Raw genomic sequence first — 13,410 nt, 5'->3', positions numbered from 1 at the left:
GTCAGCGGTTCTCCGGCGAAGCCCACCAGGTGGACATCGCCCAGGCGTCGGCCTCGTAGTAAGGCGGGATCACCGGCGGCAGCACGAAGCGGCGCGCGCGGTAGCCGATGAAGAACGCGCCGCTGTAGTAGTGGGGGATCGAATAGTGGCCGTGCGAGAGCACGCGATTGAGCGCGCGCATCGCGGCGCTCAGCTCCGCCCGGGTCTTGGCCTGCACCACCTTCTGCAGCAGTTCGTCCACCGCCGCATCGGCGATGCCCCAGTAGTTGGCCGACCCCGGTGTCGTGGCCGCGCGCGAGCCGAAGTACTCGAGCAGCTCGCCGCCGGGCGCCACCATGCCGGGGATGCGGCGGCTGGTCAGCTCGAACTCGAACTTGTCCATCCGCTCCTTGCTCAGCGAGAAGTCCACCTGCCGGTAGACCCAGCCGATGCCCAGCTTGGCCAGCGCCTGCTCGAACGGCGCGACGATGCGCACCAGGCCCGGCTGGTCGTTCAGGAACTCGATGACGAAGGGCTCACCCTTCTCGTTGCGCAGCGCGCCTTCGCGATACGTCCATCCCGCGTCCCGCAACAGGGCCTGGGCTTCACGCAGGTTCTCGCGCAGGCTGCGCGGCGGCAAGGTGCTCGGCGAGATCGGCATCGGGCCGAACACCTCCGGACGCACCTTGTCGCGAAGCCGCTCGAGCAGCGCCAGTTCGTCCGGCTTGGGCAGGCCCTCGGCATGGAAGTCGCTGTTCGGGAAATAGCCCTGCACGCGCTTGTACAGGCCGTAGAACAGCTGCCGGTTCATCCACTCGAAGTCCATCGCCAGCGTGAGCGCCTTGCGCACGCGGATGTCCTGGAACTTCGGATTGCGCAGGTTGAACACGTACCCCTGGAAGTCGCCGGGGTTGCTGTTCTCGAAAGTGGCTTTCTTCAGCTCGCCGCTGTCGAACTGCTTGCCCTTGTACTGGCGGGCCCAGTTGCGCGAGGTGAACTCGCGCAGGAAGTCGAATTCGCCGGATTTGAGGCCCTCGAAACGGGCGGTTTCGTCCAGGTAGATCTTGAAGCTGATGCGGTCGAAGTTGTAGTGACCGCGCCGCACCGGCAGGTCCTTCGCCCAGTAGTCCGGGTCGCGCTGGTAGGTGATGTCGCGGCCCATGCGCGGGTTGGCGATGCGGTAGGGGCCGGAGCCGATCGGCACCTCGGACACGATCTGGTCGAACGGCTTGCCTTTGCCCCACTCGCGGCTGAAGACCGGCATGCCGCCCACCACCAGCGGCAGCTCCGGGTTGGGCGACTCGAACTCGAAGCGCACGGTGCGGTCGTCGACCGCCACCGCCTGCCGCACTTCGGCGTAGATGGTGCGGTACTGCGGCGCCGCTTCCTTGCTGATCAGCGTGCGGAACGAATGCACCACGTCCGCCGCCAGCACCGGCTTGCCGTCGTGGAAACGCGCCTGCGGCCGCAGCCGGAAGGTGGCGGAGCGGCCGTCCGGGGCCGCCTCGACGTCCTCGGCCAGCAGGCCGTAGGCGGTGGTGGGCTCGTCGGAGTTGCCGGTCAGCAGGCTGTCGAACATCAGCGCGCCGATGCCGTACGGCGGCGTGCCCTTGAGCGTGAACGGGTTGAACTTGTCGAAGTTGGTCGGCCGCGTGGGCGGCACCATCCGGATCTCGCCGCCCTTGGGCGCCTGCGGATTGACGTAGGAGAAGTGGGTGAAGTCCGGGCCGTACTTGATGTCCCCGAACTGCGCATACGCATGGGCCGCCCAGGCGGGCGCGGCCACCAGGGACGCCAGCAGGACCAGCCAACCTCGCATGAGACAATTCTGCCGATTTTTTCAACACGCAAGACGCATGGGCTTCCTCTCCGGCAAGAAATTGTTGATCACGGGCGTGCTGTCCAACCGCTCGATCGCCTACGGCATCGCCAAGGCCTGCCACGCGCAGGGGGCCGAGCTGGCCTTCAGCTACGTGGGCGAGCGCTTCAAGGACCGCATCACCGAATTCGCCGGGGAGTTCGGCTCGAAGCTGGTGTTCGACTGCGACGTGGGCGACGACGCCCAGATCGCGAAGCTGTTCTCCGACCTGTCGGCCCACTGGCCGAAGTTCGACGGCTTCGTGCACGCCATCGGCTACGCGCCGCGCGAGGCGATCGCCGGCGACTTCCTGGAAGGCCTGTCGCGCGAGGCGTTCCGCATCGCGCACGACATCAGCGCGTACAGCTTCCCCGCGATGGCCAAGGCCGCGGCGCCCATGCTCAACGACAAGGCGTCGCTGCTGACCCTGACCTACCTGGGCGCGATCCGCACCGTCCCGAACTACAACACCATGGGCCTGGCCAAGGCGTCGCTGGAAGCTTCGGTGCGCTACCTGGCCGAGTCGCTCGGCCCCAAGGGCATCCGCGTCAACGGCATCAGCGCCGGCCCGATCAAGACGCTGGCCGCCAGCGGCATCAAGGGTTTCGGCAAGATCCTGTCGGTCGTGGCCGAGACCTCGCCGATCCGCCGCAACGTGACGATCGAGGACGTGGGCAACGTCGCCGCGTTCCTGCTGTCGGACCTGGCGGGCGGCGTCTCCGCCGAGATCACGTATGTCGACGGCGGCTTCAGCCAAGTGGTGGGTGGCATCGCGGAACCCGCCGCCTAGCATCGGCGCCTCCTTTTCAGGAGGTGCACCTTGAACGATCCAACACCCGGCGCGAAGCTGTCGCGCCGCGAAGCCATCGCCTTGCTCGCGGCCGCCGCTTGCCTGCGCGCGGGGGAGGCCCAGGCCGGCCCGCCCGCGCTGATGCTGGCGCAGCCCTACGAACCCGGCGTCGACCTGGCGCAGTTTGGCGTCAGCGAGAAGTACGACGGCCTGCGCGGCTACTGGGACGGGCAGGCGCTGTGGACGCGAGGCGGCGAACCGGTCGTCGCGCCACCCTGGTTCACCGCCGGCTGGCCGGCACAGCCCCTGGATGGCGAGCTCTGGGCCGGGCGCGGCCGCTTCGAATCAGCGGTGGGTACGGCCCGGACCCGCACACCGGACGCCGCGGCCTGGCGCCGCATGCGCTACATGGTGTTCGACTTGCCGGCGCATCCGGGCACGTTTCGGGAACGCCACCGGGCCCTGGGTGCGCTTCCATTCGGAGGCGGCGAGCGGCTGCAGCTGGTGCAGCAGGCCACGTTGGGTGATCCTGCCGCACTGCGGGCGCGGCTGGAGCGCACCGTGCGTGACGGCGGCGAAGGCCTGATGCTGCACCGCTGGGATTCCCTCTACCGCCCGGGCCGCAGCCCCGACCTCCTCAAATACAAGACTTCGCTGGATGCCGACGCGCGGGTGCTCGGGCACCTGCCCGGCAACGGCCGGCACGAGGGCGTCCTGGGCGCGTTGCTGGTCGAATCGGCGGAAGGTGTGCGCTTCCGACTCGGCTCCGGGTTCAGCGACGCGCAGCGGCAGCGTCCGCCGTCCGTGGGCAGCTGGGTGACGTACCGCTATCGCGGATTGACCGAGGCCGGCGTCCCCCGCTTCCCCACCTTCCTGCGCGCGCGTCCGGACCTGGGCAGCTGACGGCAGCGCCTCTCAGCGCTTCACGCAGTCCGCGAAGAAGCGCGTCTTGCCGTCCGCCCCGGCCTCCTCCACCAGCCCGTGGATGTCGGTCTCGAAGCCCGGGCAGCTGGCGTTGAACTCGCGCGAGAACTTCAGGTAGTCGACGATCTTGCGGTTGAAGACCTCGCCCGGGATCAGCAGGGGGATGCCCGGCGGGTAAGGCGTCACGAGGGAAGTCGTCACCCTGCCCTCCAGTTCGTCGATCTCCACCCGCTCGGTCTTGCGGTGGGCGATGTGGGCGTAGGCGTCGCTGGGCTTCATCGCGGGCGTCAGGTCCGACAGGTACATGTCGGTGGTGAGCCGGGCGATGTCGTACTTGGCGTAGAGCTCGTGCACGTGCTGGCACAGGTCGGCAAGGCCCATGCGTTCATAGCGCGGGTACTGGGCGCAGAACTCCGGCAGGATCCGCCACATCGGCTGGTTGCGCGCGTAGTCGTCCTTGAACTGCTGCAGCGCCGTCAGCAGCGTGTTCCACCGGCCCTTGGTGATGCCGATGGTGAACATGATGAAGAAGCTGTAGAGGCCGGTCTTCTCCACGATGATCCCGTGCTCGGCCAGGAAGCGGGTGACGATCGAGGCCGGGATGCCGGTCTTGGCGAACTTGCCGTTCAGGTCCAGGCCGGGCGTGACCACGGTGGACTTGATCGGGTCCAGCATGTTGAAGCCCTCGGCCAGGTTGCCGAAGCCGTGCCACTTGGCGGTGCGCGCCTCGCCCTTGATGATCCAGTCGTCGGCACGGCCGATGCCATCCTCGGCCAGGCGGTCCGGGCCCCAGACCTTGAACCACCAGTCCTTGCCGTACTCCTGGTCCACCTTGCGCATGGCCCGGCGGAAGTCCAGCGCCTCCTGGATGCTTTCTTCGACCAGCGCCGTGCCGCCGGGCGGCTCCATCATCGCGGCGGCCACGTCGCAGCTGGCGATGATCGAGTACTGCGGGCTGGTCGAGGTGTGCATCAGGAACGCCTCGTTGAACAGGTGGCGGTCCAGCTTGTTGTTCTTGGCGTCCTGCACCAGCACGTGGCTGGCCTGGCTGATGCCGGCCAGCAGCTTGTGGATGGACTGCGTCGCGTAGACCAGCGACTTCTCCGGCCGCGCCCGCTTCTTGCCCATGGCATGGAACGGCCCGTAGAACGGGTGGAAGGCCGCGTGCGGCAGCCAGGCCTCGTCGAAGTGCAGCGCGTCGACGTAGCCGTCCAGCATGCCCTTGATCGTTTCGGTGTTGTAGAGGACGCCGTCGTAGGTGGACTGGGTCAGCGTCATGATCCGCGGCTTGACCTGGTCCGGGTCGATGCCCGCCAGCAGCGGGTTGGCGCGGATCTTGGCCTTGATCGCCTCGGGCGTGAATTCGCTCTGGGGGATCGGCCCGATGATGCCGAAGTGGTTGCGCGTCGGCTTCATGAACACGGGGATCGCCCCGGTCATGATGATCGAGTGCAGGATCGACTTGTGGCAGTTGCGGTCCACCACCACCACGTCGCCCGGCGCCACGGTGTGGTGCCAGACCATCTTGTTGGACGTGGACGTTCCGTTCGTCACGAAGAAGCAATGGTCGGCGTTGAAGATCCGCGCCGCGTTGCGCTCGCTGGCCGCCACCGGACCGGTGTGGTCCAGCAGCTGCCCGAGTTCGTCCACCGCGTTGCAGACGTCGGCGCGCAGCATGTTCTCGCCGAAGAACTGGTGGAACATCTGGCCGATCGGGCTTTTCAGGAAGGCCACGCCGCCCGAATGCCCAGGGCAGTGCCAGGAATAGGAGCCGTCCTCCGCGTAATCCAGCAGCGCCTTGAAGAACGGCGGCTGGATGCCCTCCAGGTAGGACTTGGCCTCCCGGATGATGTGGCGCGCCATGAACTCCGGCGTGTCTTCGTACATGTGGATGAAGCCATGGAGCTCGCGCAGCACGTCGTTGGGCAGGTGCTGGGAGGTCTTGGTCTCGCCGTAGATGTAGATCGGCACGTCGCTGTTCTTGCGCCGCACCTCCACGATGAAGTTGCGCAGGTTCAGCACCGCCGGGTCCAGGTCCGGGCCCGGCGAGAACTCCTCGTCGTCGATCGACAGGATGAAGGCGCTGGCGCGGCTCTGCTGCTGCGCGAACTGGGCCAGGTCGCCGTAACTGGTGACGCCCAGGACCTCCATGCCCTCGGTCTCGATCGCCTGCGCCAGGGCGCGGATGCCCAGGCCCGACATGTTCTCGGACCGGTAGTCTTCGTCGATGATGACGATGGGAAAGCGGAATTTCATTCAGTGCCTGCTGGAGGGGCGGTCGGAAGGGAAGCCGCGAAGTGTATGAAAAACGCGCGGCATGCCGGGGCCGCCCTCGCGCCGAGCCCACAATGGGTCCAACGTCAACAGGAGGTGGCATGTCGGATTCAACGATTTGGTGGCTGCTGGCGGGCGGCTCGGTGGCCGTCGAGATGATGACCGGCAGCTTCTACCTGCTCATGATCGCCTTCGGCATGGCCGCCGGCGCGCTGGCGGCGCACCTGGGCGCCAGCGTCACCGCCCAGCTCGTGGCGGCGGCCCTGGTGGGCGGCGGCGCAGTCGGCGCCCTGCACTTCTGGCGCAGCCGCCGGCCCCGCGGCCCGGAATCCGGGGCCGACCCTAACGTGAACCTCGACGTCGGCGAAACGGTCGTCGTGGAGGCCTGGCGGCCGGACGGCACGGCGCAGGTTCGCTATCGCGGCGCCACCTGGACGGCCGTGCACGCGGCCGCGGGCACCCTGCCCGCGCCCGGCCCGCATCGCGTCCGCGAGGTGGTCGGCAGCCGTCTGGTGGTCGAAAAGGTCTAGCAACGAGCCTGGAGGGGCAAACACATGGAAATCGCAATCGTCCTGTTGGTCGTGGCCGTGGTGTTCGTGGTGCGGGTGGTCAAGGTCGTCCCGCAGCAGCACGCCTGGGTGGTGGAGCGGCTGGGCAAATACCACGGCACGCTGACGCCGGGCCTGAACTTCCTGATCCCGTTCATCGACCGGGTGGCCTACAAGCACAGCCTCAAGGAGATCCCGCTGGACGTGCCCAGCCAGGTCTGCATCACCCGCGACAACACCCAGCTGCAGGTGGACGGCATCCTGTATTTCCAGGTCACCGACCCAATGCGGGCCAGCTACGGCTCGTCCAACTACATCGTGGCGGTCACCCAGCTGGCCCAGACGTCGCTGCGCAGCGTGATCGGCAAGCTCGAGCTGGACAAGACCTTCGAGGAGCGCGACATCATCAACGCGCAGGTGGTGCAGGCGATCGACGAGGCCGCCCTGAACTGGGGGGTCAAGGTGCTGCGCTACGAGATCAAGGACCTGACGCCGCCCAAGGAGATCCTGCTGGCCATGCAGTCGCAGATCACCGCCGAACGGGAAAAGCGGGCCCTGATCGCCGCTTCGGAAGGCCGCCGGCAGGAGCAGATCAACATCGCCACCGGGGAGCGCGAGGCATTCATCGCCCGCTCCGAAGGCGAGAAGCAGGCCGAGATCAACCAGGCCCAGGGCGAGGCGGCCGCGATCCTGGCCGTGGCCGAAGCCAAGGCCGAAGCCATCCGCAAGGTGGCCGAAGCCATCCGCCAGCCGGGTGGCGAGCAGGCCGTGCAGCTGAACGTGGCGGAACGGGCGGTGGACGCCTTCCGCAACGTGGCCAACGAGTCGCAGACCACCCTGATCATCCCGGGCAACATGAGCGAGGTCTCGGCGCTGATCGCGTCGGCGATGCGGATGGTGCAGGCCGGCAAGCCGGTCGCCTGAGTCACTGTCCAGGCAACTGTCCAAATGCTCGAGATATCTGTCTAGATTGAACTAGACAGTTGCTTGGACAGAGCGCTGTCGTGGCTCTCAAACTACACAGCTGTTTAGTCTGTCTTGACACGTGACCTAAGACAGTTCAAGCTTGTGTCCAACAGTGTTTGGACAAAGGCTGAATGTGTTGAGCAGCAAGGAAGTTCTGGAGCGCACCGGGATCTCCCGGGCGACCCTGAACAACTACATCGGGAGCGGCTTGTTGCCGCGCCCCGAGGTGCTGCCGCCCGGCCCTGAACACGGCGCGGCGCCCCGCATCGGCTACTTCCCGGACGACACCGTCGAACGCATCGAGGAGATCCAGCGCCTCAAGCAGCAGGGCTGGAGCATCTCGCGCATCGCGGCCCACCTGGCGGGCGGCGCCCAAGCGCAGACCGCTGCGCCCGCGCCGCAAGCGCCGGCCCAGGTCCGGGCCGCGCAGACCGCGGCAGCACCGGTCCAGCCGGTGGCCGCCCGTCCCGCCGTCCTGCCCGCGCCTTCCCCCGCAGCCGCGCCGGTCACCGAATCCGCGGCACGCCGCATCCCCGCCCCGATCCTCACGCCCGTCGCTGTCCTGGTCAGTACGCTGCAGGACGCCGGCGAGCTGTGGCTGCAGCTGCCCGCGGGCGAGTACTTCGAGCTGGTCAACGAAGTCTGGCTGGCGCTGGACGGCATCTTCGTTCGCCATGGCGGCCGCCACGGCAAGCACCCGGGTGAAGGCATGGTCTGCCACTTCCTGCCGCAGCCGGCCGTCAGCCACCTGTGGAACGCGCTGGTCGCCGCGCACCAGACGCGCGAGGCCATGCGCCAGATCAGCAGCCGCTGGCAGGCCCGCAAGGGCTGGGACTTCGAACTGTCCATGAACACCGGCGTCGACGAGGGCCAGGAGTGGCTCGGCGCGCTGCGACTGTCCGACCCGCTGGAGCTCACCGTGGTGGGCGGCGCGGCGGACCATGCGGCGCAGCTGTCGCGGTCGGCCCGCGAAGGCGCCATCTGGATCACCCGCAACCTGGTCGGAAAGCTGTCGGCGCAGGAGCGCGGTCGCATCACCTTCGGCGTGCCGCGCGCGGATCGTCGCGTGCTATCCAGCTTCTCGCGCCTGGCCGACCTGGCAGCACTGATCGAAGGCTCGCCCGCAGTGCCCGCGGCGCTGGCCGACCTCCCCGTTACCGAACTGCTGGACCTCTCCACGGTCCCGCCCGCTCCCCACTCTCCGGTCAGGCCCGAGGCCTGAGGACACGACGAAGGACACGACCATGCGTTGGTTCAAGCCCAATCTCCGCAACAGCCTTCATGCGATCTTCAGCGCAGGCCTGACCTCACCCCGCCGCCGCCAGGAGGAAGAGGAGCGGCAGGGCACGATCATCAGCCTCGAGGACATCCGCGACCGGATGGCCGAGCTGCTTTGGGCGCACACCGACGACCGCGCGTCCATGGTGGTCCGCCGCATCCGCTACGCCGACAGCGTCGAGTCGCTGTGGTTCATGCGCGGGGAGCTGATGGCGGTGCTCGCGCACACGCATGGCGAGGCGGTGGCGCTGGAGCTGGTGGCGAGCGTCAGCGAGATGTTCGACGAGCTGCTGCCGGAAGGGCTGCGGTCGCGCCCGAGTCCGCTCGGAAGGTATTGAGCAGGGCTCGCGGCGTCGCCGGGGAGGCTCATCTCAAGCGCGCGGCCGCGAGCCGTGCTGCTTCCAGTGCGCACCAGCCGGCTGCAATGCCGATGAAATCCGCTGCGAGGTCGCGCAGGTCGAAGTAGTGGTCGGGCACGAGCAATTGCAGCAGCTCGATGAACAAGCCATAGCCCAGCAGGCCGGCGAGCACCAGCGGCACCCACCTGGTCCACCCCAGCAGTCCCGAGATCGTCAGCGCGGCGAACGCTGCAATGTGATTTCCCTTGTCCCAGCCGGTCAGCGGCTCCCGATCGCCAACCGGCGCGACCGAGAAATACAGGACGGCGAGCGCGGCGATCCAGAACGCCAGGCGGGCCATGCGATGGACAGGCAGGTTCATTCGTCTGAGTGCGTGTTGGTGGATAGCTCGACTGAGTATTTCTGGATGTAATCCATCTGTTGGGGTTGGTGTCGCCCGCGCGGCTCGTTTCCCATGGATGGGCATGATGCAGATTGCAAAGAAGCGAACGCAAACGCACGCCTTGCTTGCTCTCTGATTCATAGCATCCTTCGCGTGAACCAGAACCTTCCTCAAGTCGATCTCTGCGGCATGACGCTCGACAGCGTCGGTGCCGACAAGCTCCTCGATCACGTCTTCGCGAGTCTGTCGCGCGGCAAGGGATTGTGGGTGGTAACCGCGAACCTGGACTTCGTGCGCCGCTTCGTCAAGGACCCGGCCGCGCGCAGTCTCTATTCGGACGCCGATGTGCGCGTTGCCGATGGCATGCCGCTCGTTTGGGCCAGTCATCTGCAGGGAACGCCCCTCCCCGAGCGCGTCGCCGGTGCGTCGCTGATCCGTCCGCTGTGCCGGCGCGCGGCGGAAGGTGGCTGGCGTGTCTATCTGCTGGGGGGCGAGCCGGTGGCCGCAAAGGCCGCTGCCGACAAGCTGGTGGCGGAATTCCCGAAGCTGCAGCTTGCGGGGTTGAGTTCCCCCTGGGTCGGTGCACCGCCGACGCAGGCCGAGCTGGACGACGTGACCGCGACGCTCGAGCAGTCCCGTCCCGACGTGGTGCTGGTGGCGTTGGGCTCGCCCAAGCAGGAGCTCTTGATCCGCGCTTTGCGCGAGCGGATGCCGCATGTTTGCTGGATCGGCGTGGGCGCGAGCCTGAGTTTCATTTCGGGCCATCTGCGCCGCGCGCCGGTGCTGGTGCAGAAGCTGGGCCTCGAGTGGGTGCACCGCCTCTGGCAGGAGCCCAAGCGCCTGTTCCGGCGCTACGTGCTGGAGGACCTGCCCTTCGCCGCCGTGCTGTTCAGCCGGGCCGTGGCCGCGAGGCTCGCGGCACCTGCCCACCGGCCGGGCACCTGAACACCCGCTCCGCACCAACGAAAGGACCGCCACGCGGTCCTTTTGCTTTTAGAGTCTGGCGAGAGCGCGATCAGGCGGCCCAACAAGGAGCGCAAGATGATTCGAGCATTCACGAACGCCACTCGACTCACCCGCGGCAGCGTCGCCGTGGCGGTGACCGCACTCACCCTCGGCTGCGCGGCGCCGGGGCCCGGCAGCGGCGCCGGGCAAGGCTCGGGAGCCCTGATCACCGCGCTGAAGAACGCGCGCCTCATCGATCTTTCGCACACCTGGGAGATCCAGTCGCCGGTGGCTTCGGTGAACCCGTCCTACTCCTTCGCCCTGAGCGCCACGCACGGCAAGACGCGCGGCTCGTTCAATGACGGCGGCCAGCTTTCCTTCGCCGCCGAAGAAATGCACTGGAGCGGCCAGCACGGCGCGCCGAGCATCGATGCCATCGGGCACATCGGACGCGACGGCAAGCTCTTCGGAGGCGTCGACGCCGCGGGAGCAACCGCGCAGCCGGGCGGCATCGGCGCGGGCGGCGTCGGCGCGAACCTGGCGATCGACCAGTTCCCGCCGGACCTGCTGGTCAACCGCGGCGTCCTGCTCGATGTCGCGACGATGGTCCAGGGCAACGCAGGGCCCTTGCCGGCCAATTTCGAGATCACGGGCGCCCACCTTGCGGAGGCGGCGCGGCGGCAGAACGTGCGGCTGCAGCGCGGCGACACCATCTTCATCCGCACCGGCTGGGGCCCGCACTTCACCCGCGATCCCAAGCTCTATGCCGGCGAGTCCTCGCCCGGGCCGGGCCTCGATGCCGCGGAGTTCCTGATCCAGCAGGGCGCGCGCATCGTCGGCAACGACACGCTCACCTTCGAGAAGCGTCCACCCGTGGTCACGGCGCCGAAGTTCCAGTTGTTCCCGGTGCACATGCGCCTGATCGCCGATTCGGGCATCTACATCGTCGAGAACCTGAACCTGGAGGAGCTCGCGGCCGCCAGGGCCTACGAGTTCGCCGTGATCGTGCCGCCGCTGAAGGTCAAGGGCGGCACCGGTTCGGCGGTGCGCATCTTCGCGCTGGTGCCTCGCTGATCGGCCGCCCCAACGGGCTCGCATCAAGCGGAAGCGTCGCCGGCGGCTTCCCTCGCCCGCAGCTTCAGCGGCTTCTTGTCGATCTTGTTCACCGAGGTCTTGGGCAGCTGCGGCAGGAACTCGAACAGCGCCGGCACCTTGTACTTGGCGAGATGCAGCTTGCAGTGGGCCTGCAGCTCGTCCCCGGTCACCTGCAAGGCTTCCGGCCGCAACGCCACATACGCGCGCAGGATCTCGCCGCGGTAGGCGTCCGGCTGGCCGACGACGGCGGCTTCCAGCACCGCCGGATGCGCGTAGAGCACCTCCTCCACCTCGCGCGGGTAGACGTTGTAGCCGCCGACGATCACCAGGTCCTTCTTGCGGTCACGGATGAAGAGGTAGCCGTCCGCGTCGATCTCGCCGATGTCGCCCGTGTACAGCCAGCCGCCGCGCAGGCTCTCGCGCGTTTCCTCTTCGAGGTTGAGGTAGCCGGACATGACCTGCGGGCCGCGGGCGCGGATCTCGCCGCGTTCGCCCCGCGGCAGCACGTCCGTGCCTTGTTCGACGTCGACGATCTCCACCTGCGTGGCGGGAACGGGGATTCCCACCGAGCCGATCTTGGTCTTGCCTGTCGCCGGGTTGAAGGTGAGGACCGGTCCTGCTTCGGTCTGGCCGTAGCCTTCGAAGATCCTCGATCCGGTGGCGGCTTCCCACTGCTGCAGCGTCTGCTCCGAGAGCGCGGCGGACCCGGAATAGCAGGTGTGCACCCTGCTCCACCGGGTCGAGGCGAAGCGTTCGCAATTCATCAGTCCCACGAAGATCGTCGGGCTGCCCGGGAAGATGGTGATCGCATGGCGCTCCACCGCTTCCAGCAGCCTTTCCGGGTGGTAGCCGGGCAGGATCACGAGCGTGTTCGCCGAGTAGCCGCAGAGGTACAGCCCCATCGCCATCGCGTAGGAATGGAACAGCGGCATCACGCACAGGACGTTTTCCCGGCCGCGCGCGACGGGCAGGAGGGCTTCGCGCTGCGCGATGTTGGTGTTGATCGCGCGGTGCGTGAGCTGCACGCCCTTGGGCCGGCCGGTGGACCCGCCCGTGTACTGCACGAGGGCGATCTCGTCCGGCCGAGGATGGTGCGATTTGTCCGTCAGCCGCTCCGGGGCCGCACGCCAGGCCGGAAACTGTTCGGCGAACCCAGAGGCCGGCAGCAACCCGCATCCCGGAGCGCCGGCCAGCAGCGGCTTCACGAGGGGGACGAGCGCGTCATCGAGGATCACGAGGACCGGCGCGGAGTCGTCCAGCATGTACGCCAGCTCGCGCGGCGTGTAGAGCGGATTCAGCGGCACGTGCACGCAGGCGGCCTCGGCGATGGCGTACGGCGCAACCGCAGCCACCATCGAATTGCCCAGGATCGTCGCGATCCGCCCACCCTTCGGTGCAGCTTCACGCAGGCGCATCGCCAGGCCGGACACGCAGCGCCGCAGTTCGGTGAAGGTCAACGCCTGGTCGTCCTGCACCAGCGCCTGGCGCTCGCCGAAGTCCGCCACCGCGTGGTCCAGCATCGTGACCACGCTGTCGTGCACGGCCGGCAGGGCCGCGACCGTTCCCGCGATGCTAGACGTCCACACGAACCAGGACCGACATGGCGCTGTCGCCCGCCGCGCAGCCGGTGAAGAGCCCCACCCCGCCGCCTTCCATCACCATCTGCTCGATCATCTCGATCACCGCCCGCATGCCGGTCGGCCCCTGGGGATGGCCCCACACGAGCGAGCAGCCGTAGCCGTTCATCTTCTCGACCGGGAAGCCGAGCTCGCGCGACACCACGATGTCGCCCACGGCGAAGGGGTTGTGGGTCTTGACGTGGGTGACGGCGGAAACCGCCAGGGCGGCCCGGGCCAGCGCATCCCGAGCCGCCGGCACGGTGGCCGCGGGCATGTAGCCCTTCTCCACGCGCGCCTGGCCGGTCGCCAGGATGCGGATCTTCACCTCGGGCCGGGTCGAGAGTTCACGCGCCCGCGCCTCGGTCGTCACGAACAGGGCGGCATTGCCGTCCG

Annotated in this window: 13 protein-coding genes; 8 read left to right on the top strand and 5 right to left on the bottom strand. The window is 67.9% G+C overall.

What is annotated here, in order from left to right; all coding sequences use genetic code 11:
- Position 1 precedes the first annotated feature (1 nt).
- Entirely contained in the window at positions 2–1,798 is a 1,797-nt protein-coding gene (locus tag EZ313_RS20755; RefSeq protein ID WP_135265209.1) for an extracellular solute-binding protein, read from the bottom strand.
- A 37-nt stretch (positions 1,799–1,835) separates the two neighbouring features.
- Here EZ313_RS20755 and fabI point away from each other — a divergent pair, with 37 nt between their 5' ends.
- Together fabI and EZ313_RS20745 are read left to right on the top strand one after the other, a co-directional pair.
- Positions 1,836–2,627: an enoyl-ACP reductase FabI gene (fabI, locus tag EZ313_RS20750; protein WP_135265208.1), complete on the top strand. Its 792-nt coding sequence runs from the start codon at positions 1,836–1,838 to the stop codon at positions 2,625–2,627.
- Positions 2,628–2,657: 30 nt separating this feature from the next.
- Positions 2,658–3,530: a DNA ligase gene (locus EZ313_RS20745; protein WP_240788724.1), complete on the top strand. Its 873-nt coding sequence runs from the start codon at positions 2,658–2,660 to the stop codon at positions 3,528–3,530.
- 12 nt (positions 3,531–3,542) lie between these two features.
- Here EZ313_RS20745 and EZ313_RS20740 read toward each other — a convergent pair whose 3' ends face one another.
- On the bottom strand, positions 3,543–5,807 hold the full coding sequence (locus EZ313_RS20740; protein WP_135265207.1) for an arginine/lysine/ornithine decarboxylase: 2,265 nt from the start codon (positions 5,805–5,807) through the stop codon (positions 3,543–3,545).
- 119 nt (positions 5,808–5,926) lie between these two features.
- On the opposite strand from EZ313_RS20740, the gene EZ313_RS20735 reads away from it, so the two are divergent.
- The 4 genes from EZ313_RS20735 to EZ313_RS20720 all read left to right on the top strand — a co-directional run bounded on the left by EZ313_RS20735 (position 5,927) and on the right by EZ313_RS20720 (position 8,955).
- Positions 5,927–6,355 (top strand): NfeD family protein, encoded by a 429-nt coding sequence (locus EZ313_RS20735; RefSeq protein WP_135265206.1) that lies wholly within the window; start codon positions 5,927–5,929, stop codon positions 6,353–6,355.
- Between the two features lie 24 nt (positions 6,356–6,379).
- On the top strand, positions 6,380–7,297 hold the full coding sequence (locus tag EZ313_RS20730) for an SPFH domain-containing protein (RefSeq protein WP_135265205.1): 918 nt from the start codon (positions 6,380–6,382) through the stop codon (positions 7,295–7,297).
- Between the two features lie 178 nt (positions 7,298–7,475).
- A complete protein-coding gene (locus EZ313_RS20725) occupies positions 7,476–8,561 on the top strand; it encodes a MerR family transcriptional regulator (RefSeq protein WP_167772684.1) in 1,086 nt (361 codons plus the stop codon).
- Positions 8,562–8,583: 22 nt separating this feature from the next.
- Complete coding sequence (locus EZ313_RS20720) at positions 8,584–8,955, top strand: hypothetical protein (RefSeq protein WP_135265203.1); 372 nt, start codon at positions 8,584–8,586, stop codon at positions 8,953–8,955.
- 28 nt (positions 8,956–8,983) lie between these two features.
- Here EZ313_RS20720 and EZ313_RS23385 read toward each other — a convergent pair whose 3' ends face one another.
- Positions 8,984–9,337, bottom strand: coding sequence for a VanZ family protein (locus EZ313_RS23385; RefSeq protein WP_167772683.1), 354 nt, complete (start codon positions 9,335–9,337; stop codon positions 8,984–8,986).
- 174 nt (positions 9,338–9,511) lie between these two features.
- On the opposite strand from EZ313_RS23385, the gene EZ313_RS20710 reads away from it, so the two are divergent.
- Together EZ313_RS20710 and EZ313_RS20705 are read left to right on the top strand one after the other, a co-directional pair.
- Positions 9,512–10,303, top strand: a complete 792-nt coding sequence (locus EZ313_RS20710; protein ID WP_167772682.1) for a WecB/TagA/CpsF family glycosyltransferase — start codon at positions 9,512–9,514, stop codon at positions 10,301–10,303.
- 96 nt (positions 10,304–10,399) lie between these two features.
- Positions 10,400–11,377, top strand: a complete 978-nt coding sequence (locus tag EZ313_RS20705; protein ID WP_135265201.1) for a cyclase family protein — start codon at positions 10,400–10,402, stop codon at positions 11,375–11,377.
- 23 nt (positions 11,378–11,400) lie between these two features.
- Here EZ313_RS20705 and EZ313_RS20700 read toward each other — a convergent pair whose 3' ends face one another.
- Positions 11,401–12,984, bottom strand: coding sequence for an AMP-binding protein (locus EZ313_RS20700; RefSeq protein ID WP_135265200.1), 1,584 nt, complete (start codon positions 12,982–12,984; stop codon positions 11,401–11,403).
- Complete coding sequence (locus tag EZ313_RS23815; RefSeq protein WP_420849332.1) at positions 12,971–13,291, bottom strand: beta-ketoacyl-[acyl-carrier-protein] synthase family protein; 321 nt, start codon at positions 13,289–13,291, stop codon at positions 12,971–12,973. The genes EZ313_RS20700 and EZ313_RS23815 overlap by 14 nt, the downstream gene beginning before the upstream one ends.
- Between the last annotated feature and the right edge of the window lie 119 nt (positions 13,292–13,410).

This window comes from Ramlibacter henchirensis (assembly GCF_004682015.1).
In the GTDB taxonomy this organism is placed as follows: Bacteria; Pseudomonadota; Gammaproteobacteria; order Burkholderiales; family Burkholderiaceae_C; genus Ramlibacter; species Ramlibacter henchirensis.
This window is presented reverse-complemented; position numbering and strand designations above follow the sequence as displayed.

What these genes read in the sequence shown, in the direction of transcription:
- EZ313_RS20720 (WP_135265203.1), top strand. Translation starts at nt 8,584, where the DNA reads ATGCGTTGGTTCAAGCCCAATCTCCGCAACAGCCTTCATGCGATCTTC.
- EZ313_RS20730 (WP_135265205.1), top strand. Translation starts at nt 6,380, where the DNA reads ATGGAAATCGCAATCGTCCTGTTGGTCGTGGCCGTGGTGTTCGTGGTG.
- EZ313_RS20735 (WP_135265206.1), top strand. Translation starts at nt 5,927, where the DNA reads ATGTCGGATTCAACGATTTGGTGGCTGCTGGCGGGCGGCTCGGTGGCC.
- EZ313_RS20705 (WP_135265201.1), top strand. Translation starts at nt 10,400, where the DNA reads ATGATTCGAGCATTCACGAACGCCACTCGACTCACCCGCGGCAGCGTC.
- EZ313_RS23815 (WP_420849332.1), bottom strand. Translation starts at nt 13,291, where the DNA reads ATGCCCGCGGCCACCGTGCCGGCGGCTCGGGATGCGCTGGCCCGGGCC.
- EZ313_RS23385 (WP_167772683.1), bottom strand. Translation starts at nt 9,337, where the DNA reads ATGAACCTGCCTGTCCATCGCATGGCCCGCCTGGCGTTCTGGATCGCC.
- EZ313_RS20755 (WP_135265209.1), bottom strand. Translation starts at nt 1,798, where the DNA reads ATGCGAGGTTGGCTGGTCCTGCTGGCGTCCCTGGTGGCCGCGCCCGCC.
- fabI (WP_135265208.1), top strand. Translation starts at nt 1,836, where the DNA reads ATGGGCTTCCTCTCCGGCAAGAAATTGTTGATCACGGGCGTGCTGTCC.
- EZ313_RS20740 (WP_135265207.1), bottom strand. Translation starts at nt 5,807, where the DNA reads ATGAAATTCCGCTTTCCCATCGTCATCATCGACGAAGACTACCGGTCC.